Genomic DNA, 25,477 nt, shown 5'->3' on the forward strand with positions numbered 1-25,477 from the left:
AACCTTACGCAATGAATATTTGTTTTTTGATGTATCCCTGGGAGGATATAGACCCTGACAATGATACCAGCCTTGCTCTGATACACGAATGCGTCCGCCGCAAGTATGGCGTGGCCCTTTGTACACCCGCTAATCTGACTATTCGCAATAGTGTTACCAATGCATTTTGCACGGTTATTAATCGTATGGAGAAGGTTCCTGCAAGTCTTAAGGCATTCTACAGAAAAGCCGTAACCCGGGAAGAGATGCTCCCACTCGCCGGCTTTGACGTGATCTTTATGCGGGCAAATCCTCCTCTGGACCCCCTGATGCTTAATTTCCTGGACTCGGTAAAGGATGATGTTTTTATTGTAAACTCCCTGCAGGGATTGAGGGAAGCCAACAATAAGCTTTACACGGCAGCCTTTGGTGACAGTCACAGCAATATTATCCCTGCCACCCATGTTTCAAAAAACAAAAATTACCTGGTGCGCCAAATAAGGGAATCCAAATCAGACAAAATGATCTTAAAACCCCTGAATGGTTTCGGAGGCTCTGGTGTAATCCTGATCGAAAAATCGGCCATGTCCAATATCAAATCCCTGCTCGATTTTTATGTAACCAATGCCGATGGCAGCTCAAACTATGTTATCCTTCAGGAATATATAGAAGGAGCCGACCAGGGAGACATCCGTATATTGCTGTTAAACGGGGAACCGATAGGGGCCATGCGTCGTATCCCCGGAAGTGATGACCACCGTTCCAATGTTTCAGCGGGAGGGTCTGTTGCCAAACATGTTCTCACGAAAGAGGAAAAAGCCCTCTGTAAGCAAATAGGACCCAAACTGGTCAATGACGGGCTGTATTTTGTGGGGATAGATGTGATTGGCGGGAAACTGGTGGAGGTCAATGTGATGTCCCCGGGGGGAATAACCTATATGAACAAGGTTTACAAGACAAAAATCCAGGCCAAGGTGATCGATTTTATTGAAAGCCAGGTGGTAGACAAACTTCAGGCCTTTAACCGCAGGTCACGCTTGCGTAAAGAAGTGGATGATGCATAGAATGTCTGCCGAAGATATGATTGGCCTGATCCGGAAGGAGGAGCCATTTGAGGCAGTTTGTGAGGATTACTCCTTCCGGCTGAAGATAGAGTATTACGCCCCCTTTATTTGCGGGGCGGTCCATGACGGACACCAATTCCGCAAGGGTTTATGGGATAAATGCACGCATTCCGAATTTGACAGGTGGTATGAGGAAGACCCCTGTACCTTCGAGATGGTAGCCCGGCATCCCATTGTTATCGCAGGTTGTGATTCCCGTTTTGAATACGACCTGAACCGCCCACCCGAAACCTGCATATATTCGGATGCATGGGGCAAAGCCCTGTGGCATAAACCACTAACAGAACAGGAAAAAGGAACTAGCCTGGATAAACATTATCGATTTTATTCGGTCGTACACGCACTGGTTTCCAAAATCGAAGAAATCCACGGAGCGGCTCTGGTTATAGACATGCACAGTTATAACTGGAAACGCTGGGACAGGGAAGTCCCAACCTGGAATCTGGGCACTTCCAATATCGACAATGGCAGGTTTGGCCGACTTGCGGAGGCCTGGAGGTTACGCCTGGCGGATATACAACTGCCACACGGTATTCCGGCTACCTCGCTTATTAATGATACTTTCCAGGGGAACGGCTACTTCCTGAAATACATTACCAGAACTTTTGATAACAGCCTGGTACTCGCCACAGAAATTGCAAAAGTATATTGTGATGAAGAAAGTGGTATCATCTATCCGGAAGTTGTGGCTTCGGCCGGAAGGCAATTAAAAGAATTGATACCTTTGCAGCTCCTTGAATTTCAGGAATCTTTATGATATCGCAAACCCCAGACCCAAAACTCCTCAACAAATACGCTAAAGTATTTGAAATAGACGCCCATCTGGATCGGATGGTCAAGAAAATTGAATTGCTGAACTATGTGAACCCCCTCAATACAGAGAAGGAGAAACACAAGTTTTTTGCTTCCAAGTACAGCGAGGAGCCCCAGTTTAAATACCCTAAAATTAAATTTGATGGTTACAAACTCCACCGTCAATTTTTTACGCATCCACTGGACAGCATCGAAGACGACGTCTTACGCCAATTGTATACAGACGTCATCTACTTTTATTCAAACATGGTCCAGTGTATAGAGACCATTGGCCAGCAAAGGCGTTTTTATTACAATTCGCTGCGGGTGTACGGAACCCCAACAGAAAAGGACGTGCAAAACGCCAAGTTCATTCTCCATTTTGAGGACGAATCAAAGCTGGCCAGCATGGAAAAGAAATACAGCCCGGAGGAGGCAAAGGCCTATTTTGAAGCATTTGCCGCCCAGTACAACTTCCCGCTTAACATTCGTTTTTCGACCCATATCGCAGCAGAGGCCATGGTAAGTAACAGCACCCAAAGCCTGCTGATCAAAAGGAATGCAAAGTTCAGCGAAAACCAACTCCTTACCCTGGCGCACCATGAAATAGGGGTGCATTTGGTGACTACATTCAATGGCCAGGCGCAGCCACTTAAGATCTTCTCCAATGGATTGCCCAAAAATGTAGAAACCCAGGAAGGCCTTGCTGTCTTCAGTGAGTACATGGGAGGCGCCCTCACCTTAAAAAGACTTAAAGAGCTTTCTTACAGGGTATTAGCATCACATAGCTTAAGTAAAGGATACAGTTTTACCGACACCTTTGACCTCATACACAATCAGTACAAACTCAACCGGAATGATGCCTTTACGATTACCCTGAGGGCTCACCGGGGAGGCGGATTTACAAAAGACCGTTTATACCTCAGCGGCCTGAGGAAGATTTACAAGCGCTACCTGAAAGAGGAGCCCATGGAACGTTTATTAAGCGGGAAAGTGTCACTTGATTACGAAAAGGAAATAGCCTATCTCACCCAATTGGGCCTTGTTAAAATGGGGCCGTATACCTGCCTTAGTTTTAAGGAAAAGAAAAATCAGCACAAAACCCTTGAATTCATATTGAATAACCTGAAATGATTCCAGGAAATTAATCCAGGAATTTAGACCGGGTTTCCGGACCTGGAAGCATACAGCTCTCCCGTTTCCCAAACCAGCTGTAGCGATTTCTGGCAATAAGATTGTAGAGTGGGTCCAGCAAGCGTTGGGGAATCCAACCGAATACCAGTGCTATAAAGCCAAAACCTTTAAGGTTCCTCGAAATTTCCATTGCAGCCCCGGCTCGAACGTAATAGGCAACGCCCGGATCAATCAGGATAATAGAATCCGTTTGCCGGGAATCGATTCCTCGCTCTGCCAAAAGTTGTTTTCCCGTTTCACCTTGAAGGGAGGCAAAACGAAAGACGTCCCTTCTGTCCCTTTTAAGAATAAATTGAACAGCCCGGTTGCACAAGTTACATACCCCATCGAACAGGATGATCTTTTTTCCCTCTGGCAGCTCCATCATTTCCCTTTCTTTTCTACCAATTCCAATTGATCTAGCCCTACATTGGTGGTAAAGAGGCCATAATTGACGATTGCCTTGTTTTTTTCAATGCTGTCAATGCTTCCCACAGCCTTTCCATCCCAAAGTCGCACCCGGTCGCCTACTTTTAAGACGGGACGGGGCTTTTCTTTTTCTTTATTAGCCTTTTTGGCTGCCTGCTTCTTTTTCTGCTGGCGGATATCCTTTACTTTTTCCTGTGCTTCTCTGACCACTTCGTTTTTCTTCTGCTGTTCTTCCTTTCGCTGGGCTGCACTTTTTTTGATCCGTTTGCTGTTTTCTGTTTCAACAATTCGCAGCAGTTCTGAAATAAGGGGTCTTTTCTTTTTATGGACAAAATAGCTTTCGGCTGCCTTGTCTACCTTGCTACCCAGGTGGATCATCCGTTGGTTGTAGTCGTATAATTCCTGATAATTACTGAGTTTGTCCTTAATTTTTGAATTCAATTCCTCCAGGCGCTGGGCCTCCTCCCTGGCTTTTATTTCCTCTTCCTGCAGCCTGCTGCCCGTTTGGGCCATCTTGGATCGTTCCTTTTGAAGTTTAGCGATGGTAGCATCGAAGCGAACCTTCCCACGGGCAACCTTTTTCTTTGCCCTGTTAACCAGGCTGTACGGAATCCCATTTTTATGTGCTACCTCAAAGGTGAAAGAGCTTCCCGGCTGCCCCATTTCCAATATAAAGGCTGGCTCAAGGGTTTCCCGGTTAAAAAGCATGTTGGCGTTGGTGGCATATGGCAGCTCATTGGCCAGCACTTTAAGATTGGCGTAGTGGGTGGTGATAACCCCGAAAGCTTCCCTTTCGTAAAAGGTTTCGAGGAAGGTCTCAGCCAGTGCCCCTCCCAATTCCGGATCACTACCAGTACCAAATTCGTCGATAAGGAAAAGGGTCTCTGCGTTGCACTTGCGAAGAAAGCGATTCATGTTTTTCAGGCGGTAGCTGTAGGTACTCAGATGGTTTTCAATGGACTGGTTGTCTCCGATGTCAGTCAGTACCAAATCAAACAAACAACAACTACTTCTTTCATGCACAGGAACCAACAGCCCGCTTTGCAGCATCAATTGTAAAAGACCAATGGTTTTTAGGGTGATGCTCTTACCCCCGGCATTGGGGCCTGAAATAACGATGATCCGGTTTTCCGGGTGAAGTTCAATGGTCTGCGGCCAGGTTTTTTCCCCTCGCGCATTATTGTTGAGTAAAAGTAGGGGATGGTAGGCCTCCCGAAGGTACATCCTCTTCTCAGTATTGATATCAGGCAGACAGGCATCCATAGATTTCGCATAGCCTGCCTTGGCCGCTGTCAGATCAACTTCGGTCATTAGCTTTTCGTAAAGGGCAAGGGTTTCTTTGTAGGGCCGGATAGCAACTGCCAGTCCTTTTAAGATACGGCGTATTTCTTCCTGCTCCTCCAGTTCCAGCATTTGTAATTCCCTGCTTTGCGCCAGGGATACTTCAGGCTCTATGTAGACAATACTCCCGGTTTTGGATTGCCCGAGTACGCTGCCTCGCACTTTTCGCTTATGCATCGCCTTTACAGCCAGCACCCTCCTGTTTTCGATAACGGATTCGCGGATGTCATCCAAAAAATCGGCTTGCTGGTACCTGGATAGGGCTGCATTGAAACTCTGGTTGATCTTTCCTCGCAACTGATTGATCCCTCTTCTTATTTGTGCAAGTTCCGCGGAGGCATCATTTCGAATTTCCCCAAAGCGATCAATGACGGCTTCTATCTGCTCCGGTATCTCGGGAATAAACACCTCCTGTTCCATCCATTGGTGTAACAAGGGGTAATATTCATGAAATTTCCTGAAAAACTTCTGATGTGTCTGGAAAAGGCGACAAAGGCTGCCAACCTTCCTGAAAGCCTCAACAGGGAGCAGGATATTTTCAACAGGCAGCAATTTGAGGGCCTCCTGAATCGACTCAAATCCGTGGTTGGGGATACGGTTTTCATTCTCATAAGAGGAGCGGTATTCCTGTGTGCGACCCAGGGAGTCCATTAGCTCTCCATGCTCTTTAAACGGGGATAATTCGAGTGCCCGCTCCTTTCCGGGCTGGGTATGGCAGAGCTCTGCCAACTGCGCCAGGACCGTCGGGAACTCTAAATCTTCAATTGTCTTTTTTGGAAGTTGTTTCATTCCTGATAAAATCTTTGCAAAGGTAAGCATTGCGAGGTATTAAAAGGCAAGTCCCGGGCCAACAGAATATTCTCTTCTCGAGCAGATAGAACTTTACAGGACACTCGATTTTTCGTATCTTATCAAACAACAGATTATCTATGGAATCTTTAGATCACAATTATATCCCTGGCGAGATTTGGAGCAAGGTTTTGCGCATTCCGTTTTGGGTGCAAATCGCGGTTGAGGGAGCCGGTAGAAGTGGTTTTTCCGGTTCCATACAGGAACGTGAGAAAGGGCTCACCTATATGATTGAAAGCTGCCGGGAACGCTCGGAAAACCCGCTGATATATCGCATTTTACCAGACACACAAAACAAATCAGAGTTGACGGAGGCCGTTATCAGGCACCATGACCAGTTCCTTGAAGAATTAGCGCTGGAAGGCGTTAGCACTAATAAAGCCCTTCAGGATCGCATTTTTGATGTATTGCCCAACCTTCTCGAATCCCTTAGGCAGTATGTATCCGAAACGATAATTGAAGACTACAAGGTATGGCTGCTTCATCTTGCAGAGACAGTTGCCATGGCTGCAAAGGAAAATGATTTGCTGGGGATAGGAGGGGAGCGTTTCAGTTCAGCAGAAAAGGAATTTTACACCCGATTGGAAAAATTACTTAATTAGCTTTTGTCTTCCAGGAAAACCCGGTTTATGAATGTGAAAATAGCTACAGAGTGGAATCCCTTGATCAGTTCGGAATTCCAAAAACCCTATTTCACCCAACTCGCCCAGTTTGTACGTTCTGAATACAATCAGCATACCTGCTATCCGAAAGGAAAGGAGATATTTGCTGCCTTTGAGCATTGCAGCCCTCAAAAAGCAAAAGTGGTAATCATCGGACAGGACCCCTATCACGGTCCCGGTCAGGCCAACGGCTTATGTTTTTCCGTGAAGCAGGGAACCGCCCATCCGCCATCGCTGGTAAATATATTTAAGGAAATCGAACAGGATATCGGACAGCCCTATCCTGAGAATGGGGACCTGCAGCGCTGGGCAGAACAGGGGGTATTACTGCTTAATGCGGTCCTGACGGTACGCGCCCGTCAGCCGGGAAGCCATCAGAATAAAGGATGGGAGTTGTTTACGGATGCTGTTATCCAAAAATTATCAGCGCAGCAGAAGGGATTGATTTTTATGCTTTGGGGAGGCTTTGCAAAAAAGAAAGCTGCCTTAATAGACCCGGAGCGGCATTTTATCCTCCGGGCCGGGCATCCCTCCCCGCTAAGTGCCAACAGAGGGTATTGGTTTGGAAATAAGCATTTTAGCCAGGCCAATGAGCTGCTTCAGCGCCAGGGCCTGGACGGCATTCAATGGTAAAGGGCAGATCAATTCACCAGAATTTCATCAGGGCTAATAGGGCTTTCAATGAGTTGCAGATCGTAAAGGGTTTGTACAACCCCGGAAACGGTTTCTCCTGATATCTGTTGCTGGCTCCAGCGCGTAATTGCCAGCCAATCCTTAATGGCCGCCACCTGCTGACCATAAAAATTCGCAAGGCTTTTGTCGATACTTGGAATATATTGGAACTCCTCAGTGTAGGAGTTGATCACCTCTAAAATATCGGATAAGACACCCGGATGTTCTTTCTGAAAGGTGGTCGTACAGGCAACCACAAAACAGGGCCAGGGGGTCGGGCAAATGTCTATCCGGCGGAAAACGCCCTGGTCTACCAGTGGCTGGGTAGTAAAGCGCTCCCACATAAAATAATCAGCAGCACCGCTTTGAAGGGCGGTAACGGCACCTTCCAGGTTATTGACAATTTCAAACTCAAGCTGATCCTGAGGGAAATGCTGATTTCGGGCATTTACAAAGGCCATCAGGTGGCTGCCACTACCCATCCGGCTGACAGCCGCTTTCCCGGGAAGGACATCTGCCTGGGTTTTGTATTTACTGTTGGCGGCTACATGTACCCCCCATTGCAGCGGACTGCCAATATATTCCTGGGCGATCCTGGCTGGAAGCCCTTTGGCAATACCCTGAATGATCCCTTCGGTCAGGATGATGGCCAGGTCTGTTTCCGCGGTTGCGAGCATTTGCCGCATCCGTCCCGTACCTTCAGGGATATCGGTCCACTGCAGTTCAATCCCCCTTTTTTCGAAGGCTCCCTCATCTATAGCCAGTATCCACGGGAAATTAAAATGCTCTGGTACGCCAACAATTCTTACACCTATCATTCGGGTAAATTAGCAAGTTTTTCAAGAGTATACAGTATAAGGGAATCTACCGTTTTGCCGGGGTTTTTTGAAAAAGTACCGTTACAGCGGTTTGCGAGGATGCAGTTCAGGGAGGCAGCTTTATGCCCCATCAGGGCCGCCAGGCCAAAAATACCAGCTGTTTCCATCTCCATATTGGTTATTCGTAAATCCTTATAGCGGAAGGCCGTTATTTTTTCCTGCATTTCAGGATCATCTTCCTGTAGTCGCAGTACCCTGCCCTGAGGCCCGTAAAAACCTGCATTCGTAGCCGTGAATCCCCACAGGAGATTTTCGGAAAACAGTTTATTATTCAGGCTTTGGTCTGCAGCTACCACATAAGGGACAGAACGCATTACCGGCCAGCCGCTATGTTCCAGAAACGAATACTGAATGTCCGGAAGCTGTACCTTCTCGCTCTGGTAATAATGAAGCAACCCGTCAAATCCAATGGCATAATCACTTAACAGAAAGGCATCTACAGGAATATCGGGCTGAATGGCCCCTGAGGTTCCCAGGCGAATCAGCTGCAGTTGCTTTAAGTCTTGCTTTGGCTCCCTTGATTCAAAATCGATGTTCACCAGGGCATCCAGTTCATTCAGGACAATATCGATATTATCTGTTCCTATCCCTGTCGAAACCACACTTATCCGCCGTCCTGATGAAATTCCAGTATGGGTGATAAACTCCCTCTTGGATTTTTTTATCTCAATAGTATCAAAATGTTGTGAAATTTTAGAGACCCGATCCGGATCTCCCACCAGGATAACGGTATCGGCAAGATCCTCTTTTCGTAAATTTAAATGGTATACAGACTGATCCGCATTGAGAATCAACTCAGAAGAGGCTAGGGGCATTCTAAAGTTTTAGTATTCTGTGGGCCTCGGTATTGTATAAAAAGTTGTATTTAAGGGCACCACCCAAATAGGCTTCATTATCCCGTATAACGGAATAGTAATTTGTTTTGTTTTCAAGGATTTCTTTGCCCTTTTTACTAAGACGGACCGGGCTAACGGTCTTGAATAAGGGCCGAAGGTTTTGCAGGATTCGCTGGAACTGTGTATCCCCAAAGCCATACCATCCCTGATTTATGAGGATAGCACCCATCAGGGCTTTTTTTGAAGCGGGTTTTTCTTCCTCCGCAATCTGCAGGATCCGATTTTCCAATTCATTTAACCCGTTCTTAATGGTAGGAAAACGCTTCAAATGCGCTTTTATGGCATTTTCCAGATATTCAAAATGGTAGTTCTCATAATCCGTGAGGTTTTCCAGGCGGATCGGATTATCGCTGCAATACAGTTGCCATACGTAATCTGCATATTCTATATCATCCTGGGTAAGGACAATTTTCTTTTTGTATAATTCATCAACCTGGGCATCGCTGAGTTCGCTGAGTCCTAAAAGGGTTTCCCCATCTGCCTGATATCCGCTGCAAACCAGTGAGATTTCCGCATGTCTGCGATGGGTTTTCAGCCAGCTCAGCACGGCCAGCATATTGATCTGGCAAAAAAGATCGAACTCAAACCAGAGAATAATTTCGTCCTGCTGCTTGTGATTACAAAGGGAACGGTACTCCTTGAGTGTTTTTTCAACAAACCAGGATTTACTTACGTTGTAATTCTTATGAAGGAATTCAAAGCGGGTTTTCCAGAAGGCTTCGCTACCCACATTTGTTTCTGTCTTGCCCTCGCAAAGCATTTCCCTCCAGGTGATGATTTCTCCTTTATATTTTAATTTCCGGAGCCTTTCGGTGAAATTGTCCCCGTTTGTAATATGCAATTGGGAGCTCATGGAACAAGAAATTGTTTAGGTTTTAACCCTTAAAAATAACATTTAATCGATAAAAAAGAAAAATATTAACAGAAGAATTGGGAATAATAATGGATCAGCCCCCAACCCTTTTAACCTTGAAGCCCTGTTGCTTCAAATAATCCATTATCCGGTCGCGATAGTCTCCCTGAATCAGGATACGTCCTTTCTTAAAGGAACCTCCCACGCCCAGCAGCTGTTTAATTTCCCTGCTGAGGATTTCAAAGTCCTTATCGGCCCCGTTATAGCCTTCGAGCAGGGTTACCGGCCGGCCATTTCGCTTTTCGTATTTACAAATGATAGGGTCGTCCTGAATCCAGATGGAAGGCTGCATGGCTTCCTGTTCTTGAGAGGGTTCAGGCTCGTGATCCGGAAAAAGATCCCTTAACTGGTCTTTAAGGTCCATATAAGTTTTACTATTGTGTGTTTAAAAGGATAGGGGCTATTTCTTGACCAAACCCAATTCCACAAGGCGTTCGTGCAGGAATTCCCCTGCGGTTATATCTTCGTAAAGCTTCGGGTGTTCTGCATCGATACAGTGCTCCAGGCAGTTCAAGGGCATGGAACTGATGGGGTGCATAAAAAAGGGAATGGAATACCTGGATTTGCCCCATAATTCCTTTGGCGGATTGACCACCCGATGAATGGTGGATTTTAATTTATTATTGGAAAGCCTGGAGAGCATATCTCCCACATTGATCATGAGTTGGTCTGGTGCCGCGATGGCATCTATCCATTCGCCCCTGTGGTTCTGAACCTGCAACCCCTTACCATGAGCCCCCATTAAAAGGGTAATAAGGTTGATGTCTCCATGTGCTGCAGCCCGGACGGCATTCTTCGGTTCCTCGGTAATAGGGGGGTAGTGGATGGGCCTTAATATAGAATTTCCGTTGTGCACGTAGGCGTCAAAATAATATTCGTCCAATTCCAGGTGGATCGCGAGGGCTCTAAGTACATAAATAGCTGTCTTCTCAAGCATTTTGTAAGTCTCCCGCCCAACCTTATTAAAATTTGGCAATTCTGCAACCTGAACGTTTTCAGGGTACTCCTGAGCGAGTTTGGCATCGTCCTCCACATACTGCCCAAAGTGCCAGAACTCCTTAAGATCGCCTTCCTTACGACCTTTAGCGTGCTCTTTTCCAAAAGAGGTATATCCGCGCTGTCCTCCTATGCCCGGAATTTCATATTTTGCCTTTACATTTTCGGGCAAATCAAAGAATTTCTTTATTTCACTGTACAGTTCTTCAACCAGTGAATCAGAAAGAAAGTGGCCGCTAAGGGCTACAAATCCAATTTCCTCGAAAGCATGGCCAATCTGTTTTACAAATTCTGATTTGCGATGCGGGTCACCGGACACGAATTCACTGAGGTCCACATTGGGAATTTTATTCATGGAAAGGATAATTTTTACGATCTCAAAGTTACTAAAATTATTGAGCGAACTATGGCCTGATTGTTTAGATTTGTGTTTGAATTCTTCAAATTTCTAGAGATTTCTTTTATGGAATACCCTAACCATTCCCTTTCAAAAGACCAGCTGCTGATGCTCTACCAAAGGATGCTCAAGCCCAGGCTGATAGAAGAAAAAATGCTGATCCTGCTTCGGCAGGGGAAAATTTCAAAATGGTTTAGCGGGATCGGGCAGGAAGCCATATCGGTAGGAGTGGCCTCCAGCCTTTCCGATTCAGAATACATCCTGCCCATGCATCGCAACCTGGGGGTTTTTACAAGCAGGCAGGTTCCCCTAAATCGTCTTTTTTCCCAGTGGCAGGGAAAGGCAGGGGGGTTTACAAACGGACGGGACCGAAGCTTCCATTTTGGCAGCAACCAGCACAGGATAGTGGGGATGATTTCCCATCTGGGGCCCCAGCTGGGGGTCGCAAACGGGATTGCCCTGGCAGACCTGATCAATAAGCGCAAGCAGGTTACGGCCGTTTTTACAGGGGAAGGGGCAACCAGCGAGGGCGATTTTCATGAAGCGCTGAACATTGCAGCTGTTTGGAACCTACCCGTTTTATTTTGTATTGAAAATAACGGATACGGTCTTTCGACACCGGTGGAAGAACAGTACAAGTGCGCTAACCTGGCCGATAAAGGGATCGGTTATGGCATGGAGTCCCACATTCTGGACGGAAATAATATAATAGAGGTTTATACACGCGTAAGCGAAATTTGTGAAAGTATCCGCAGGGATCCCCGACCGGTTTTATTGGAATTCAAAACTTTTCGTATGCGCGGGCATGAAGAGGCAAGCGGAACGAAATATGTCCCGCAGGAGCTAATGGATTTCTGGGCTGCCAGGGATCCGCTGGAAAACTTCGCTTCCTATCTTAAAGATGAGCGCATACTTACTGAGGTCCTGGAGGTACGGCTAAAAAAAGAAATCGTCCACGAGATCAACGATAAGCTGTCGGAAGCCTTTGACGAAGAACCGGTGCCTTTTAATGAAACAAAAGAATTGGGTGACCTGTTTAAACCATTTAACTATCAAGAAGTTAGTCCTGGAGATAAAACCAATGAAATTCGCTTGGTTGATGCAGTATCCCAGGGGCTCCGGCAGTCTATGGAGCGGCATCCGAACCTGGTCCTGATGGGGCAGGATATCGCTGAATATGGCGGCGTTTTTAAGGTTACGGAAGGTTTTTTGAAGCAATTTGGCAGGGACAGGGTCCGCAACACTCCCATTTGTGAATCGGCCGTGGTTTCCACTGCCATGGGGCTTTCTGTTAATGAAATGAAAGCGGTAGTGGAAATGCAGTTCGCAGATTTCGTGAGTTCCGGCTTTAACCCTATTGTCAACTACCTGGCCAAGGTTCATTATCGATGGGGTCAACAGGCAGATGTGGTTATCCGTATGCCTTGCGGGGCCGGGGTGGGGGCCGGGCCGTTCCATTCCCAGACCAACGAAGCCTGGTTTACCAAAGTCCCCGGGCTTAAAGTAGCCTATCCGGCTTTTCCGGCAGATGCCAAAGGGCTTCTGACCACGGCAATTAATGATCCGAACCCGGTGCTGTTTTTTGAGCATAAGGGCTTGTACCGAAGCGTTTATGGAGAGGTACCAGAGGCTTACTACACCATCCCTTTCGGGAAGGCAGCTCTTTTAAGGTCTGGAAATGCGATTTCACTGATTACTTATGGAGCCGGTGTACATTGGGCACTGGAAGCCCTGGACGAGATGGGAATTGCAGATGCAGACCTGTTGGATCTCAGAACATTGTGCCCGCTGGATGTGGAGGCCGTATACCAATCAGTACGAAAAACAGGCAAGGTCCTGCTTCTGCAGGAAGATAGTCTCTTCGGTGGCATAGCCTCCGACCTTTCGGCCTTGATTAATGAGAATTGTTTTGAATATCTGGACGCCCCGGTTAAACGGGTGGCCTCCCTTGAGATCCCGGTACCCTTTGCAGCAGCACTGGAAAAGGAGTATCTCCCCCAGAAACGGCTCCGGTTGGCACTGGCAGATCTGCTCGCCTACTAACCCCATTAGTAATCGATTGGTAAAGACTGTTGATAATTATTCCGGTTTTCGAGAACCATTAATGGTCCGCATACGTATATAGCAGTAAACTAATTAAGCCTTATATATGAAAAAACATTTTTTATGGGTCTTTTTACCCTTGCTGGCGCTGCAGTCCTGCTCAATCTCCAAGGAAGTCAGGCAGCAACGTAACCTGATCAGCGGAACCTGGACCCTTACGGATATCTCTTATGAAAACAACGAAGGCTCTTTTTCGGCCATCCTCTTTAACGACGCGGATGCTATTTGTTTTGAAGACAGCAACTGGTTTTTCAGAGACAATAATAGTACCGGCCGTTATACAATTAAGCAGGGCAGCCTCTGTGAAGGGGGAGACCGCTCCATTCGCTGGTCTGTTTTAAAAAACCCGGAGAGCTATAGCAGTCAGTTGCAGTTTAAGTTTATAGACGATAAGCGCAAAGATATTTCAGGTGGACTGGGATATCGATTGAACATTGAGAGGCTCACGTCTACTGAAATGCAGCTTAAATCTAACGTTAGAGTAGATGGAGAGGCTATCAGTGTTATTTATGAATTCCAAAAAAATTAAGTATATGAAAATTAAATTATTAAAACCAGTCAGTTACGTCATCATTTTAAGTCTGGCCCTGGGGTGTAACGCTGTAAAAAATGCCAATAACAAGCAAAAGGGTGCCGTAATCGGTGCCGGTAGCGGTGCTGTGATCGGGGGGGTTATTGGAAATAACGTAGGCAAAGGCAATACCGTATTGGGAGCCATTATCGGAGGCGTTGTTGGCGGTGTTGCTGGAGGATATATCGGAGATCGAATGGACCGGCAGGCCGAGCGCATTGAGGAGGAAGTACCTGGTGCAGAGGTAACCCGGGTAGGTGAGGGGATAAATGTCACCTTTACCCAGGGAGCCGGGGTGTATTTTGACACTAATAAATCGGATATCAAAGGGGCTTCTACAGAAACCCTCGGACGCCTCGCCAATATCTTCAGGGAGTACCCGAAAACGGTTATCCTGGTTGAAGGACATACGGATAGTTCCGGTTCGGATGAATACAATATGGACCTAAGCCGGCGAAGGGCCCAATCAGTAGCCGATTATTTAATCGCACAGGGCCTGGATGCTGATCGCTTTACCGTAAAATGGTATGGGGAAACCCAGCCCAAAGCAGATAACGCCACTGCAGAGGGAAAAGCGCAGAACAGAAGGGTGGAGCTGGGGATCATTGCCAGTGACGCGCTTAAGGAAGAGGCCCGGCAAAAAACAAAAGGCTGATCACACCTTAAATCTCATTACGAATCCCGGAACTTCCGGGATTTTTTTGTGAAATAGTGTACCTTCCAAGGGTGAAAAAGACGGAAGTTGCCATTGTGGGAGCAGGCCTTGCGGGCCTTACGGCGGCTATTGAACTGGCCGAAGCGGGCTATGGTGTTGTAGTCTTTGAAAAACATCCGTTTCCCAGGCACAAGGTTTGCGGTGAATACCTATCCCGGGAAGTGGTTCCCTATCTGGAGAGCATAGAGATCCCGCTGTCTGATGCTCCACAGATTGATAAAATGGTGCTGGCAACAGGAAAAGGAAAGCTGAACAATATTGACCTGCCACTGGGAGGTATCGGAATCAGCCGCTATGCGCTTGATGAAAGACTATACAGGCGGGCCCTTAAGTCCGGTGTACAGTTTATTTTTGAATCGGTTTACCATATCCATTTCGATGACAGCTACCACAGGCTTGATATGGCAAAGGATTCCTGGGGGGCTGATCTGGTTATTGGTAGTTGGGGCAAGCGCAGCGGAATGGACCGGGAGTTAAATCGCAACTTTTTCAAAAGCCACAGCTCCTGGATGGGAATAAAAATGCATTTTAAGGCGAAGTACCCCAGAGACCAGGTAGGACTCTATTTTTTCAGGGGAGGCTATGGGGGGCTTTCTGTTACTGAAACGGGGTCTGTGAATTTTTGCTTTTTAATACAAAGCAGCCGTTTTAAAGAAACCCCGAATCTCAGTAAATGCATGGAAGGCATTATTGCTGAGCATCCGGACCTGGATGAAGTGCTGGCGGATTCAGAACCACTATTTCCGCAAGCCCTGAGCATTTCACAAATTTCCTTTAAAACCAAAAGACTGGTTGAAGATCACATTCTGCTGGCCGGAGACGCAGCCAGGCTTATCCATCCCCTTACCGGAAACGGGATGGCAATGGCTATAGGTAGTGGCAGAAGGGCGGCCCATTGGGCAGGGGAATACCTGTCGGGCAGGCTTACTACCCGACAGCAGATGGAGGCATGTTATTCTGAAGAATGGCTGCTGACCTACCGGCAGCGCCTTTGGTATGGCAGACAGTTACAGCGTTTACTGACACACCCGGTGGGAAGCCGCTTAGGCCTGGATCTGGCAACTCATTTTCCTTCCCTGTTAAAGACCGCAATCCGTAAAACCCATGGAACCAAACAGCTTCTATGATGGACTTCAAAAAGCGCACGTATGAAACTGAGGCGATGGACGACCTGAGCCTTCCGGAAACCGAACTCAAAAAGGCCCTTGCCGATATCAGCAAGGTAAACCGTTACCTTGGCGGGCATCGCAGCAGTATTGAAGCTTTAAAACCTTATTTGCACAGTAAGGAGGACCCCATTTGTATCCTTGATATCGGATGTGGGAACGGAGAGTTTCTTCGTTACCTGGCTCGCTACTGCCGAAAGCGCGGATTTGAGGTAAAACTCATCGGCTGGGACATCAACCCCCGTTCGGTTGCCTCCGCAGCTGCCCTGGCGGCTGAATTCCCGGAAATCAGTATAGAAGAAAAAAACATCCTGGATTTTCCAGGGCTCCCCGGCCATAACACCGTGGTTATTTGCAACCTGTTTTTACACCATTTCCGTGATACAGAAATAAAAAATCTTCTGGATAACTGGCTAAGTGATACATGTAAAGCCATAGTGGTCAACGATTTGCATCGAAATAAACTAGCCTACTATTTATTCCGGTTATTTGGTGTTATTTTTATGAAGTCTGAGGTGGCCCGTTCGGATGGAGCTATTTCAATCCGAAGGGGATTTCTAAGGGCTGAACTACAGAATTTTTCAGATCAGCTTTCCGTAAATGCATATAGCATCAGGTGGAAATGGGCCTTCCGCTACCTGTGGGTTCTGGAGGGCAGAAATAAATGAATTGCTATGAATACAGTGCGCATTGTTACCGCACAAAAGGTATTGCCAGCTTATAGCCGGTCTACCCCCGAAATACTTCCATATGTATCCAAGTGGCTGGAAGGTGAACCCGACCGACTTGTGCGTAAAGCCCTAAAGATCTTTGAAGGAGCCGGTGTGGACACCCGTTATGGGATCATGGATTTAAAAGAGGTTTTCAGCCCTGAGAGTTTTGAGGATAAAAATGAACAATACGTTCGGGCATCCAAAGATCTCGGGCAGAAAGTGCTGAGTAAAGCCCTGAGTGGAGCGGGCTGGGAGGGCAGTGAGCTGGATTATATTATTACAGTGAGTTGTACGGGGATTATGATCCCTTCCCTGGATGCCTATCTGATAAACGCCCTGGAGCTCCGGGAAGACATCGTTCGTCTGCCGGTAACGGAAATGGGGTGTGTAGCCGGTATTTCCGGTCTGATTTACGCAAACCGTTTTTTAAAAGCCCATCCCGGGAAGCGGGCGGCGGTGGTTGCTTTTGAAAGCCCTACGGCCACTTTTCAGCACAATGATCATTCCATGGCAAATATAGTTTCGGCTGCCCTTTTTGGAGACGGGGCTAGCTGTGTGCTTCTAAGTTCGGCAAAGGAAGATTCCGGTCCCGAAATCCTGGCAGAAGGCATGTATCATTTTCCGGATGCGACCCATTTGATGGGATTTCAACTTACCAATAGCGGCTTAAAGATGTTACTGGATCCGGAGGTTCCGGAAACCATTGCAGCGCATTTTATCCCTATGTTACAGCCTATTTTTCAGGAACAGAAAATAGGACTGGCAGACCTGAGGCATCTTATTTTTCATCCGGGGGGTCGTAAAATTGTAGAGACCGTTTCCGAAGTGTTTGCAGATTTGCCAGCGGGATTGGATGATACTCGCGAAGTATTGCGCGAATACGGAAATATGAGCAGTGTAACGGTCCTATACGTCCTGGAGCGCTTTATGAAAAAATCGATTAAAGCGGGGGAGTTGGGGCTGATGCTAAGTTTTGGACCTGGTTTTACGGCCCAGCGCATACTATTGCGATTTTGAAGTCAATAAAATGGGAACAACAGAAAACAAATCAAAACCTTTTGCCCTTATCCTGGGAGGGAGCAAGGGCCTTGGCCTGGCAACGGCAAAGAAACTGGCTGCTGAAAAATATCCTTTGATTATCCTGCACAGGGACCTGGCAAAAGACCTGGAGCAAGTGGAAAAAGACTTTGAAGAATTCCGGGATATTGCGCCGGCATTTTACAGTTTTCAGACCGATGCCCTGAACCCCCAGCGCCGCAAGGAGCAGATTGATAAAATAAGGACCCTTTTGGGAGGCTCGGGCAGAATTGGAGTGGTAGTCCATAGTATTGCAAAAGGGAATTTAAAAAGGATGCTCCCGGAAGGCTCCGAAAAAGGCCTCTCTGCTGAGGATTTACGTATTACTGCAGATGCGATGGCTTTTAGCCTTTACCAGTGGGTACAGGAATTAAATCTGGCGGGCATACTGGCTCCTGATACCCGTGTGATAGCCTTTACCAGTGAAGGCAGTAGCAAGGTACTTCCTTCCTACGGGGCCGTAGGTGTGGCAAAAGCCGCCCTGGAAGCGCTGGTCCGGCAAATGGCAGTAGAATTTGCCCCACTTGGCATAAGAGTTAATTGTATACAGGCTGGGGTGACCCTTACAGATTCCTTTCATAAAATCCCGGGATCGGATAAACTGGCTGCTTACAGCATTAAGAGAAACCCGAACAATCGCCTGACCCAACCCGATGATGTGGCAAATGCGACCTATTTACTCTGCAGGCCAGAAGCATCCTGGATCACCGGAAATATCTTAATAGCCGACGGAGGAGAACATTTGATATAGATCATGTACACAGATGCAGACAGATTGCTTGAGAAATTGCCCTATGGGGAGTCTTTCCTTTTTGTAGATGCGCTCCCGGAACTGACCCCTGAACGCATTGTGGGGCAGTATCGCTTTCCAAGTGACAGTTGGTATTACAGAGGGCATTTTAAAGACAGGCCGGTTACCCCGGGGGTGATCCTTACAGAGTGTTGTGCCCAGATTGCCCTGGTTTGCCATGGAATATACTTGCTGGAGGAAAGTGGAAATCCATATAAAGGCGAAGACATAATTGCATTTTCAGAGACACAGATGCAATTCTTAAAAGCCGTCTTTCCGGGTGAAACGGTAAGGGTAATCGGGGAGAAGCAATATTTCCGGTTCGGGAAATTAAAATCTTCTGTTAAGATGGTGAATTCGGAAGACGAACTACTGTGCCGGGGAACACTTTCTGGAATGATCATACAAGAAAGCAGATGAAAAATCGGGTTGTCATAACCGGGATGGGAATATGCGCGCCAAACGCAAACCGGCTGCAAGCCTTCGGAGAAGCCATGGATAAGGGGAGCTCAGGTATTCGGCATTTCCCTGAATTAGAGCGATTAAATTTTAAATGCCAGATTGCTGGAAAACCGATACTTAAGCAGTCCGATATAGACCAGTACTTTACAACATTAGAGCAGCGCGGACTCCTGTCTACCGGTTTGTTGTACGGAGGTATAGCCGGGCTGCAAGCATGGGAGGATGCCGGGTTTAGCCTGGCTGATAGTTCTCAGACCGACTGGGAGACCGGGGTCATTTTCGGGACAGGGATATTGGGCGTAGATAAATTCCGGGAGTCTATCTACCTGGTCGATGCCGGGAACACACGCAGGCTGGGCAGTACCACTGTGCCTCAAACCATGGCCAGCGGGATAAGTGCGTTTCTAGCCGGTAAAATGGGTGCAGGGAACCAGGTGAGCACCAATTCCTCGGCCTGTAGTACCGGTACAGAGGCCGTACTTCTCGCTTATGAACGAATTCGCAGCGGGCAGGCCACACGTATGCTGGCCGGAAGCTGTGGGGATAGCGGGCCCTATATCTGGGGTGGTTTTGACGCCATGCGGATCCTTCCAACCCGCTACAATGAAGATCCTCAAAGGGCCAGCAGGCCATTTTCTGCATCCGCCAGCGGTTTCGTGCCAGGAAGTGGGGCAGGAGCCCTTTTTTTGGAGACCATGGAGAGTGCCCAAAAACGCGGGGCTACCATTTATGCTGAAGTACTGGGGGGGAATATCAATAGTGGCGGGCAGCGTAATGGCGGAAGCATGACCGCTGCAAACAATGAGGGGGTCAGGCGCTGTATCACCGAAGCCATGAATAATGCGGGCATCAAACCCTCGGATATCGATACTATAAATGGCCATCTGACGGCTACAACCGGTGATGCTGTGGAAATTCGAAACTGGACAGAGGCTTTGGGATGCCGTGGAAAGGATTTTCCGTTAATAAATTCTTTTAAATCACTATTAGGCCACGGCCTGGCTGCTTCAGGAAGCATGGAATGTGTTGCGGCCGTGTTGCAGATCCGAAAGAACCGGATTTTCGGGAATATTAATGCAGAGGATTTGCATCCCGAAATAGAAGAAATGCTGGGCCGTGAACGTATCCCTTTACAAAGCATCCCTGCAAAGATAAATATAGTGGCTAAAGCCAGTTTTGGTTTCGGGGATGTCAATTCTTGTGTTATTTTTAGCAGATATAATCCGGATTCATGAAAGACATTTCAAATTATCATCAACTTGCCGAAATTATCAAGCCCTATCTGCCCCAAGATGTGAAACCGGAACAGGTGCAGGAAACGAGCCACCTGATCAATGACCTCAATATCAATTCCGCACATCTGGTCGATATTGTTCTGGATGTTGAGGATCATTACAACATCCGCCTGGAGGAGTCAGATATGCAGCAGATGCAGACAGTGGCGGATGCACTTCGGATCATACAGGAAAAGACCAAATGATATCGGTCTGAGGGGTTGGTGAGCGGAAAGCACCGATAAAAATCCAATCCATTCGTCAAAGGGAATGACAATGGCTCATTTTGAGTCAGATTTCTTCGTTTTTTGTAGTTTGCCGTTTCGAGACACTTTTATGAAAACAGCAAAATCAGTCCTCAGCATACTGCTGATAATGGGATGCCTCTCTGTTGCCGCTCAGGAGGTTGTAAAGGCCGAAGCCCGGGAAATTACCCATAAAACTATCTTGGAAAGCTATGAGTCTGACCTTATCCTTCCAAGAGAAGCCCGGATGGATCTCAAGCGAAGAAGAATACAGTATATTTTGAGCCGCAGGGCCATCCTCGATACCCTGGATATCCCTTTGAAGAAGAAGCGGAAATTATTGCGCGAACTCTACCTGACCCCTTTCTCTTCCGAGTGGGATAAGGTGCTGGCTTCCATGGGTTTTGAAGACCGGGACAGTGTAGAGGAATAGGTTTAGCTAAACTTCCCTTTCAGTTTTTCCTTGCGTTTGCGAAGCTGCCTTTCCAGGTCTGAGATAGATTCTGCAATGGATGCTTCGAAACTTCCGTGACTGGCTTCCGCAAAAAGACGGGGCCCTGGAATACTCAGGCGCATATTGCAAATCATTCCACTATTCGGACTGGAGGTGTTTTCCTTTTTGAAAAAGACATCTGCCCGAATTATAAAATCGTATTTATCCTGGAGTTTAGTCAATTTTTCGGCAGCCATTATTTCCAGTCTTTCACTGGCTTTTACCGAATCGTATTCGAAGTTAATATCCATTAATCTATCAATTTGAGGTAATATAATACACCTGCCCATTCCGGCCAAATTTCGCTGCATATATCTCTTTTCTGGGAAATGATCAGAGAAAAGTAAACAATAGGTTAATCTACGGATAAAACGCTGCAGCTACCCGTATGAACCTGAAAAATTTGTAAATTATTAAGCATAAACCGGTATTCAACCTGATTCTTGTACGTATGGGACCCTCTATTATACACGGCCAGCAACCCCTGGAGCGGTTTCAGGGTTCAGAATTATTAAAGCGAATCCAGAACGAATCCAGGAACCTGAAAAGAATATTGGAATCCTATGCCTGTGAGCCTCAGGTTTCTGAACAATTTGAACGTAAGGAAAAACTTCGAAATCGACTGAAGCTTTTCCGGTTGAACTGCGAAAACCTGTACAGAAACAATCTTGCGGGGCAAACGGATCAATGGAAACTTTCCAAACAGATACGGCAGTTTTCGTCAGATTTCCGGATGCTGGAAAAGGAAATCAGGGAGTACAACAGACGTACCCGCCATTAATCATTTAATCTGTATTATCCTTTGCTGTTTTTTCGGGAATCAGGAGCGAGCTGAAAATGCCGCCCGCAAGGGAAAGGATAATCACGGTAAGCGAAACCCATTCCTCAAGGTGGATTTTATCCGAAAAAAGCATTTTTAAGCCCACAAAAGCGAGAATAACGACCAGGCTGTAATTGATATAGCGGAATTTCTGAAGCATACGCGAAACCAGGAAGTACATAGAACGCAGTCCGAGTATGGCCAGGATATTTGAGCTGAAAACTATAAAAGGGTCTGCCGTAATCGCTAAAATGGCAGGGATACTATCCAGGGCAAAAAGGATGTCTGTTATCTCAATTACAATGAGTGCCACAAAAAGGGGGGTGGCCGCATAAATACCTAATCGCTTCACAAAAAACTGGTTTCCCTTAAAGGAGGTTGTAATGGGAAAGAGTTTTTTAAGAATCGCGAAAGTGCGTGATTTTTTCGGATCAAACTCATGATCTTCTGCCTTGATCATTTTATAGGCTGTATACAGGAGAAAGGCCCCAAAAACATAAATAATCCACTCGAACTGGTTAATCAGGGTCACCCCGAATAAAATCATAAGGGCCCTGAAGACTATTGCGCCTAAAATACCCCAGAATAATACCCGGTGCTGATAAATAGGGGGTATGGAATAAGCTTTAAAAATAACGGCAATCACAAAGACATTGTCTATGCTAAGGGAGAGTTCAATAAGGTAACCCGTGATGTATTTAAGAACGGCAGTGCCCGGGTCGAGATCCGTAGGGTTGCTCACCAGGCCTCTGGAAAAAAGCCAATAGATAATTCCGCTAAAGGAAAGCGCAACGGAAACCCAGACAGCAGTCCATATCGCAGCTTCCTTGGATCGGATAATGTGGTCCTTCTTGTTGAAAATACCCAGGTCCAGTGCCAGAAATACAATAATACAAGCGATAAAGATGATCCATATCCACATGCGGGGGCTTCCTTTTGAGCAAATATAAGCATCCGAATGCTTTTGCAGGGATATAAATCGGACGCACACTTAAATTATCGGATAAATAACGCAGGCTAGGTCCGGTTCGCTCGCAGACGGTAATTGCTGTATCCGAACAACAGCAGTGAAATACAGCCACAGCCAAAAAAACCGACGAACAGGGGCAGGGTGGATTCTATTACGTAACTCCCGATCCAGGTGCTCAACGGAACAGACATAAGGGTAGCAAGGAAGCCGGTTATGGCGGCACCTATCCCCGCAATGTGTCCCAGTGGTTCCATTGCCATAGCCCTCAGATTTCCAAACAAAAAGCCTACCGCAAAGAACTGAAGGCACAGAAAACTCATCAGGACGGCGATTGATGGGTTGTTTCCATTATTGAATAAAAGGATGTATGCCAGCGAAATAAGCGTAAAACAGACCAGGGAGACCCCTATCAATTTTCGCATCCCGAAGCGTACAACCAGGGAACCATTTAAAAAAGTAGCGCCTCCAATGGTGATAGCCAGTAAGGCGAATAAATAGGGAAACAAATCAGCAAGTCCGTATTGTACCTCAAAGATTTGCTGAGAGGTGCTGAGGTAGACCAGGAAAGAACCGGTTATAAAACCCCAGATTAGTGTAAATAGCAGTGTTCGGCGAAAGCTTAGTACTTCCTTAAAGCCATTCCAGATCCGGGATGACCTGAAAGGGGTCCGGTTTCGTTGCTGAAGGGTTTCCGGTTGCCGCCTCCAGAACCAGATGCCTATCAGTATTCCAATGCCGGCCTGAACTACAAAAATGGCTTCCCACCCGAATGCATCCAGGACCAGTTTCCCGAAAGCTGGGGCCACTATGGGGATAAGGATAAACACAACTGTTACGAAAGACATGATGCGGGCCATATAATCTCCGCTGAAGCGGTCCCGTATCATCGCAATACTGATGGTACGCGGAGCAGACAAGGACATTCCCTGCAGGATTCGCCCGGTTACCATTACTTCCAGGCTTTCAGAAAAAATACATAAAAGACTGGAAAACAAGAATATGAATATGCCTATATAGACTATTGGTTTGCGTCCTGCACTATCCGAAAGCGGACCGAAAATAAGTGGACCGGTACCCAAACCGAGAAAAAAAAGGGTAATAAGAAGCTGGTTATTGGCAGGATCGCGGTTGCCGATTGCCAGGCCGATAATATCCAGGGCCGGCAGCAGCGCATCCAGCGCGAGGGCTACCATAGACATCAGGGCAGCCATTAAGACAATAAATTCGGATTGACGCTGGTTTTCCAGATCCATCGTGCAAAGGTACGCGGATCTAAGGGAACCCAAAAGGTCCGCCCTACAAGTTTTCCTCTATAGCACTTTGAAGACGTAGCCCAATAGCCAATATAGTATGATGAAAACAAAAATGGTCCCTATACATCCACAACGCCCGCCTCCTATACGTTTGGCGCCCCAGGCGGCCAGGACAGCCCTGATGATGTTTTTCATGAGTTGCTATTTTGATAAAGTTATTTAATTCGCTTCAAAGAAATTCAGCTTAGTAAACGCTTTTTTGGATTTTGAAATTCCTGTAGTTGTTGTTGTATCTTTAAGGATAATTTAAGTTCGCATTATGAAAATCCGTATAGAAGGGGATAGTGTTCGTTTCCGGCTGCGGCGCTCTGAAGTGGAAACACTGGGGAATGAAGGGGAAGTGGTGCAGACTACTGCCTTTCCGGAAGGATTTTTTACCTACAGGGTTACATTATCCCGTAAAATTGATCAGCTGAGCGCTTGCTTTACCGAGCGCGAAATATGCCTTTTACTTCCCGATACCTGGGGAAGACAATGGAGCCAGGATTCAAATGTCGGGTTCAGCGGAAGTATACAGGCCGTAGAAGGCCATCAACTGGAATTGCTCCTTGAAAAGGACTTCGTCTGCCTGGATCGGGATCCCTCCGGACAAACCGACCAGTATCCTAATCCAAAGGCGGGATCAGTTTAATTTTTGAGATTTTAATAGCGCCTGGTCTGAAAGGGCTTTGAGGTGGAAGCGGTATACCAGCCTGGTCTTAAATAAAAATCCATCCTTAATGGATGTATTCAGGATTGAGCGGGGGTCTTTAAAGAAGATATTGCCTACAGAAATGTTAACCCGGTCTTCACTGTCATACACCCTGTAGGAGCGGAAAAAAGAATAACCCGCGCGGAAAGAAAGCAAAAAAGATTTGCTCAGGTCGAAGCGAAAGTATGTTGCCAGTTCATTGGATATACGCTGAACATAAGCCTTGCCAAATTGTTCACTATCAATGGCATAAGAAGATCCCAGCCCATCGTAAGTCAGACCTATTTTCATACCGGGACTTATCCCATAATTGATATCGGCTCGTGCAGGCAGCAGCAAATTAAACTCCCAGCTTTCGTCCGGGCTCAGGAAATAATATCCGAGAAGGGGAACCAGCAGCAGGCCCTGTTCTTCCGTATTCATATAGAGTCCGAAGGTAATACTACGGGTAGGGGAGTAATTCTTTTGTAAAAGATGGGCCGTGCCCAATTGAAACCCCAGGCGGCTGTTTTCGAAAGACGATGAGAGGCGGGGCATAAGTACATGCGTCCCCGACCAGCCATTGGCATAAATTCTGTTAATTCCGATAGGGGAATTGATATTGTAGAGCGTATTATGTTCGGCTGCCGCAGGATCCAGGCGCAGTCGGTTAAGGATTCCTGTAAAACCTATGATCAGGTTGGTGCGATCGTTTAAGGGGATGGGAAGGGTAAGATTGATATCCGCATGGTTAATACGGGAAGTACCGTCTTGGTTTTCAAAACCTGTTTCCGGACTAATGCCGTAGGAGATAGACAATATGTCTACATATTGCTGCCCCTGACTAAGCAGGCCGCTAAATAGAAAGAGCAGAGCCAGGGCCGATCGGAAATTCAAATGCGGTGAATTTGCAGCAAGATACCAAATTATTTTACGCCCAAACGGACAACTTCTTTGCGAACTGTAACAATTTTGTGAAAGGCTAGTCCTATTA

The 25,477-nt window shown here is 46.8% G+C and carries 30 protein-coding genes; 18 read left to right on the forward strand and 12 right to left on the reverse strand.

Going from position 1 to position 25,477, the window contains the following annotated elements:
- Positions 1–11 precede the first annotated feature (11 nt).
- From gshB to ACT6NU_RS13160, 3 genes are read left to right on the forward strand one after another with little or no spacing between them, the layout of a single operon-like run.
- Positions 12–1,043 (forward strand): glutathione synthase, encoded by a 1,032-nt coding sequence (gshB, locus tag ACT6NU_RS13150; protein WP_445382130.1) that lies wholly within the window; start codon positions 12–14, stop codon positions 1,041–1,043.
- Positions 1,036–1,860: an N-formylglutamate amidohydrolase gene (locus tag ACT6NU_RS13155; RefSeq protein WP_445383868.1), complete on the forward strand. Its 825-nt coding sequence runs from the start codon at positions 1,036–1,038 to the stop codon at positions 1,858–1,860. Before gshB ends, ACT6NU_RS13155 begins: the two co-directional genes overlap by 8 nt.
- Entirely contained in the window at positions 1,857–3,029 is a 1,173-nt protein-coding gene (locus ACT6NU_RS13160; RefSeq protein ID WP_445382131.1) for a flavohemoglobin expression-modulating QEGLA motif protein, read from the forward strand. Before ACT6NU_RS13155 ends, ACT6NU_RS13160 begins: the two co-directional genes overlap by 4 nt.
- Positions 3,030–3,039: 10 nt before the next feature.
- On the opposite strand, the gene ACT6NU_RS13165 is transcribed toward ACT6NU_RS13160, so the two are convergent.
- Positions 3,040–3,456, reverse strand: coding sequence for a thiol-disulfide oxidoreductase DCC family protein (locus ACT6NU_RS13165; protein ID WP_445382132.1), 417 nt, complete (start codon positions 3,454–3,456; stop codon positions 3,040–3,042).
- A complete protein-coding gene (locus tag ACT6NU_RS13170) occupies positions 3,453–5,627 on the reverse strand; it encodes an endonuclease MutS2 (RefSeq protein WP_445382133.1) in 2,175 nt (724 codons plus the stop codon). Before ACT6NU_RS13170 ends, ACT6NU_RS13165 begins: the two co-directional genes overlap by 4 nt.
- Before the next feature lie 140 nt (positions 5,628–5,767).
- Between ACT6NU_RS13170 and ACT6NU_RS13175 the strand changes: the two genes are divergently transcribed.
- Entirely contained in the window at positions 5,768–6,289 is a 522-nt protein-coding gene (locus tag ACT6NU_RS13175; protein WP_445382134.1) for a hypothetical protein, read from the forward strand.
- A 27-nt stretch (positions 6,290–6,316) separates the two neighbouring features.
- Positions 6,317–6,982: a uracil-DNA glycosylase gene (ung, locus tag ACT6NU_RS13180; RefSeq protein ID WP_445382135.1), complete on the forward strand. Its 666-nt coding sequence runs from the start codon at positions 6,317–6,319 to the stop codon at positions 6,980–6,982.
- 8 nt (positions 6,983–6,990) lie between these two features.
- Here ung and ACT6NU_RS13185 read toward each other — a convergent pair whose 3' ends face one another.
- From ACT6NU_RS13185 to ACT6NU_RS13205, 5 genes are all read right to left on the reverse strand, one after another.
- Positions 6,991–7,839, reverse strand: a complete 849-nt coding sequence (locus ACT6NU_RS13185) for a substrate-binding domain-containing protein (protein ID WP_445382136.1) — start codon at positions 7,837–7,839, stop codon at positions 6,991–6,993.
- Positions 7,836–8,714: a nucleoside phosphorylase gene (locus ACT6NU_RS13190; protein WP_445382137.1), complete on the reverse strand. Its 879-nt coding sequence runs from the start codon at positions 8,712–8,714 to the stop codon at positions 7,836–7,838. Before ACT6NU_RS13190 ends, ACT6NU_RS13185 begins: the two co-directional genes overlap by 4 nt.
- Before the next feature lies 1 nt (position 8,715).
- Positions 8,716–9,648, reverse strand: a complete 933-nt coding sequence (locus tag ACT6NU_RS13195; RefSeq protein ID WP_445382138.1) for a DUF1835 domain-containing protein — start codon at positions 9,646–9,648, stop codon at positions 8,716–8,718.
- Between the two features lie 94 nt (positions 9,649–9,742).
- Positions 9,743–10,072, reverse strand: coding sequence for a translation initiation factor (locus ACT6NU_RS13200; RefSeq protein WP_445382139.1), 330 nt, complete (start codon positions 10,070–10,072; stop codon positions 9,743–9,745).
- 36 nt (positions 10,073–10,108) lie between these two features.
- The gene (locus ACT6NU_RS13205) at positions 10,109–11,059 is read right to left on the reverse strand and encodes an isopenicillin N synthase family dioxygenase (protein ID WP_445382140.1); all 951 of its coding nucleotides are present in this window, start codon (positions 11,057–11,059) and stop codon (positions 10,109–10,111) included.
- 108 nt (positions 11,060–11,167) lie between these two features.
- Between ACT6NU_RS13205 and ACT6NU_RS13210 the strand changes: the two genes are divergently transcribed.
- From ACT6NU_RS13210 to ACT6NU_RS13260, 11 genes are all read left to right on the forward strand, one after another.
- Positions 11,168–13,144, forward strand: a complete 1,977-nt coding sequence (locus tag ACT6NU_RS13210) for an alpha-ketoacid dehydrogenase subunit alpha/beta (RefSeq protein WP_445382141.1) — start codon at positions 11,168–11,170, stop codon at positions 13,142–13,144.
- A gap of 106 nt (positions 13,145–13,250) precedes the next feature.
- Positions 13,251–13,733: a lipocalin family protein gene (locus tag ACT6NU_RS13215; protein WP_445382142.1), complete on the forward strand. Its 483-nt coding sequence runs from the start codon at positions 13,251–13,253 to the stop codon at positions 13,731–13,733.
- 4 nt (positions 13,734–13,737) lie between these two features.
- Entirely contained in the window at positions 13,738–14,430 is a 693-nt protein-coding gene (locus tag ACT6NU_RS13220) for an OmpA family protein (protein ID WP_445382143.1), read from the forward strand.
- A gap of 71 nt (positions 14,431–14,501) precedes the next feature.
- Positions 14,502–15,617 (forward strand): NAD(P)/FAD-dependent oxidoreductase, encoded by a 1,116-nt coding sequence (locus ACT6NU_RS13225; protein ID WP_445382144.1) that lies wholly within the window; start codon positions 14,502–14,504, stop codon positions 15,615–15,617.
- Positions 15,614–16,324 carry a methyltransferase domain-containing protein gene (locus tag ACT6NU_RS13230; protein WP_445382145.1) on the forward strand — a complete coding sequence of 237 codons (711 nt, stop codon included), beginning with the start codon at positions 15,614–15,616 and terminating at the stop codon, positions 16,322–16,324. Before ACT6NU_RS13225 ends, ACT6NU_RS13230 begins: the two co-directional genes overlap by 4 nt.
- Before the next feature lie 6 nt (positions 16,325–16,330).
- A complete protein-coding gene (locus ACT6NU_RS13235; RefSeq protein ID WP_445382146.1) occupies positions 16,331–17,386 on the forward strand; it encodes a type III polyketide synthase in 1,056 nt (351 codons plus the stop codon).
- Between the two features lie 10 nt (positions 17,387–17,396).
- Positions 17,397–18,197 (forward strand): SDR family oxidoreductase, encoded by an 801-nt coding sequence (locus ACT6NU_RS13240; RefSeq protein ID WP_445382147.1) that lies wholly within the window; start codon positions 17,397–17,399, stop codon positions 18,195–18,197.
- A gap of 3 nt (positions 18,198–18,200) precedes the next feature.
- A complete protein-coding gene (locus ACT6NU_RS13245) occupies positions 18,201–18,656 on the forward strand; it encodes a 3-hydroxyacyl-ACP dehydratase FabZ family protein (RefSeq protein WP_445382148.1) in 456 nt (151 codons plus the stop codon).
- On the forward strand, positions 18,653–19,933 hold the full coding sequence (locus ACT6NU_RS13250; RefSeq protein ID WP_445382149.1) for a beta-ketoacyl-[acyl-carrier-protein] synthase family protein: 1,281 nt from the start codon (positions 18,653–18,655) through the stop codon (positions 19,931–19,933). The genes ACT6NU_RS13245 and ACT6NU_RS13250 overlap by 4 nt, the downstream gene beginning before the upstream one ends.
- Positions 19,930–20,178, forward strand: coding sequence for an acyl carrier protein (locus ACT6NU_RS13255; protein WP_445382150.1), 249 nt, complete (start codon positions 19,930–19,932; stop codon positions 20,176–20,178). Before ACT6NU_RS13250 ends, ACT6NU_RS13255 begins: the two co-directional genes overlap by 4 nt.
- Before the next feature lie 130 nt (positions 20,179–20,308).
- On the forward strand, positions 20,309–20,650 hold the full coding sequence (locus tag ACT6NU_RS13260; RefSeq protein ID WP_445382151.1) for a hypothetical protein: 342 nt from the start codon (positions 20,309–20,311) through the stop codon (positions 20,648–20,650).
- A gap of 2 nt (positions 20,651–20,652) precedes the next feature.
- On the opposite strand, the gene hpf is transcribed toward ACT6NU_RS13260, so the two are convergent.
- A complete protein-coding gene (hpf, locus tag ACT6NU_RS13265) occupies positions 20,653–20,961 on the reverse strand; it encodes a ribosome hibernation-promoting factor, HPF/YfiA family (RefSeq protein ID WP_445382152.1) in 309 nt (102 codons plus the stop codon).
- Between the two features lie 200 nt (positions 20,962–21,161).
- Here hpf and ACT6NU_RS13270 point away from each other — a divergent pair, with 200 nt between their 5' ends.
- Positions 21,162–21,491 carry a hypothetical protein gene (locus tag ACT6NU_RS13270; RefSeq protein ID WP_445382153.1) on the forward strand — a complete coding sequence of 110 codons (330 nt, stop codon included), beginning with the start codon at positions 21,162–21,164 and terminating at the stop codon, positions 21,489–21,491.
- 4 nt (positions 21,492–21,495) lie between these two features.
- Here the strand turns inward: ACT6NU_RS13270 and ACT6NU_RS13275 are convergent, their stop codons facing one another.
- The 3 genes from ACT6NU_RS13275 to ACT6NU_RS13285 form a co-directional block, all read right to left on the reverse strand.
- Entirely contained in the window at positions 21,496–22,452 is a 957-nt protein-coding gene (locus tag ACT6NU_RS13275) for a TerC family protein (protein WP_445382154.1), read from the reverse strand.
- A gap of 95 nt (positions 22,453–22,547) precedes the next feature.
- Complete coding sequence (locus ACT6NU_RS13280) at positions 22,548–23,753, reverse strand: multidrug effflux MFS transporter (protein ID WP_445382155.1); 1,206 nt, start codon at positions 23,751–23,753, stop codon at positions 22,548–22,550.
- A 57-nt stretch (positions 23,754–23,810) separates the two neighbouring features.
- The gene (locus ACT6NU_RS13285) at positions 23,811–23,948 is read right to left on the reverse strand and encodes a hypothetical protein (RefSeq protein WP_445382156.1); all 138 of its coding nucleotides are present in this window, start codon (positions 23,946–23,948) and stop codon (positions 23,811–23,813) included.
- Positions 23,949–24,072: 124 nt separating this feature from the next.
- On the opposite strand from ACT6NU_RS13285, the gene ACT6NU_RS13290 reads away from it, so the two are divergent.
- A complete protein-coding gene (locus ACT6NU_RS13290) occupies positions 24,073–24,444 on the forward strand; it encodes a DUF7009 family protein (protein ID WP_445382157.1) in 372 nt (123 codons plus the stop codon).
- Here ACT6NU_RS13290 and ACT6NU_RS13295 read toward each other — a convergent pair.
- Entirely contained in the window at positions 24,436–25,380 is a 945-nt protein-coding gene (locus ACT6NU_RS13295; protein ID WP_445382158.1) for a DUF6268 family outer membrane beta-barrel protein, read from the reverse strand. The two genes, ACT6NU_RS13290 and ACT6NU_RS13295, sit on opposite strands and share 9 nt — an antisense overlap.
- Positions 25,381–25,477: the final 97 nt, after the last annotated feature.

It is taken from the genome of Robiginitalea rubriflava (assembly GCF_052540725.1).

Excerpts from the sequence above, each read along its gene's own strand:
- gshB (WP_445382130.1), top strand. The coding sequence starts at position 12 with ATGAATATTTGTTTTTTGATGTATCCCTGGGAGGATATAGACCCTGAC.
- ACT6NU_RS13155 (WP_445383868.1), top strand. The coding sequence starts at position 1,036 with ATGCATAGAATGTCTGCCGAAGATATGATTGGCCTGATCCGGAAGGAG.
- ACT6NU_RS13160 (WP_445382131.1), top strand. The coding sequence starts at position 1,857 with ATGATATCGCAAACCCCAGACCCAAAACTCCTCAACAAATACGCTAAA.
- ACT6NU_RS13165 (WP_445382132.1), bottom strand. The coding sequence starts at position 3,456 with ATGATGGAGCTGCCAGAGGGAAAAAAGATCATCCTGTTCGATGGGGTA.
- ACT6NU_RS13170 (WP_445382133.1), bottom strand. The coding sequence starts at position 5,627 with ATGAAACAACTTCCAAAAAAGACAATTGAAGATTTAGAGTTCCCGACG.
- ACT6NU_RS13175 (WP_445382134.1), top strand. The coding sequence starts at position 5,768 with ATGGAATCTTTAGATCACAATTATATCCCTGGCGAGATTTGGAGCAAG.
- ung (WP_445382135.1), top strand. The coding sequence starts at position 6,317 with ATGAATGTGAAAATAGCTACAGAGTGGAATCCCTTGATCAGTTCGGAA.
- ACT6NU_RS13185 (WP_445382136.1), bottom strand. The coding sequence starts at position 7,839 with ATGATAGGTGTAAGAATTGTTGGCGTACCAGAGCATTTTAATTTCCCG.
- ACT6NU_RS13190 (WP_445382137.1), bottom strand. The coding sequence starts at position 8,714 with ATGCCCCTAGCCTCTTCTGAGTTGATTCTCAATGCGGATCAGTCTGTA.
- ACT6NU_RS13195 (WP_445382138.1), bottom strand. The coding sequence starts at position 9,648 with ATGAGCTCCCAATTGCATATTACAAACGGGGACAATTTCACCGAAAGG.
- ACT6NU_RS13200 (WP_445382139.1), bottom strand. The coding sequence starts at position 10,072 with ATGGACCTTAAAGACCAGTTAAGGGATCTTTTTCCGGATCACGAGCCT.
- ACT6NU_RS13205 (WP_445382140.1), bottom strand. The coding sequence starts at position 11,059 with ATGAATAAAATTCCCAATGTGGACCTCAGTGAATTCGTGTCCGGTGAC.
- ACT6NU_RS13210 (WP_445382141.1), top strand. The coding sequence starts at position 11,168 with ATGGAATACCCTAACCATTCCCTTTCAAAAGACCAGCTGCTGATGCTC.
- ACT6NU_RS13215 (WP_445382142.1), top strand. The coding sequence starts at position 13,251 with ATGAAAAAACATTTTTTATGGGTCTTTTTACCCTTGCTGGCGCTGCAG.
- ACT6NU_RS13220 (WP_445382143.1), top strand. The coding sequence starts at position 13,738 with ATGAAAATTAAATTATTAAAACCAGTCAGTTACGTCATCATTTTAAGT.
- ACT6NU_RS13230 (WP_445382145.1), top strand. The coding sequence starts at position 15,614 with ATGATGGACTTCAAAAAGCGCACGTATGAAACTGAGGCGATGGACGAC.
- ACT6NU_RS13235 (WP_445382146.1), top strand. The coding sequence starts at position 16,331 with ATGAATACAGTGCGCATTGTTACCGCACAAAAGGTATTGCCAGCTTAT.
- ACT6NU_RS13240 (WP_445382147.1), top strand. The coding sequence starts at position 17,397 with ATGGGAACAACAGAAAACAAATCAAAACCTTTTGCCCTTATCCTGGGA.
- ACT6NU_RS13245 (WP_445382148.1), top strand. The coding sequence starts at position 18,201 with ATGTACACAGATGCAGACAGATTGCTTGAGAAATTGCCCTATGGGGAG.
- ACT6NU_RS13250 (WP_445382149.1), top strand. The coding sequence starts at position 18,653 with ATGAAAAATCGGGTTGTCATAACCGGGATGGGAATATGCGCGCCAAAC.
- ACT6NU_RS13255 (WP_445382150.1), top strand. The coding sequence starts at position 19,930 with ATGAAAGACATTTCAAATTATCATCAACTTGCCGAAATTATCAAGCCC.
- ACT6NU_RS13260 (WP_445382151.1), top strand. The coding sequence starts at position 20,309 with ATGAAAACAGCAAAATCAGTCCTCAGCATACTGCTGATAATGGGATGC.
- hpf (WP_445382152.1), bottom strand. The coding sequence starts at position 20,961 with ATGGATATTAACTTCGAATACGATTCGGTAAAAGCCAGTGAAAGACTG.
- ACT6NU_RS13270 (WP_445382153.1), top strand. The coding sequence starts at position 21,162 with ATGGGACCCTCTATTATACACGGCCAGCAACCCCTGGAGCGGTTTCAG.
- ACT6NU_RS13275 (WP_445382154.1), bottom strand. The coding sequence starts at position 22,452 with ATGTGGATATGGATCATCTTTATCGCTTGTATTATTGTATTTCTGGCA.
- ACT6NU_RS13280 (WP_445382155.1), bottom strand. The coding sequence starts at position 23,753 with ATGGATCTGGAAAACCAGCGTCAATCCGAATTTATTGTCTTAATGGCT.
- ACT6NU_RS13285 (WP_445382156.1), bottom strand. The coding sequence starts at position 23,948 with ATGAAAAACATCATCAGGGCTGTCCTGGCCGCCTGGGGCGCCAAACGT.
- ACT6NU_RS13290 (WP_445382157.1), top strand. The coding sequence starts at position 24,073 with ATGAAAATCCGTATAGAAGGGGATAGTGTTCGTTTCCGGCTGCGGCGC.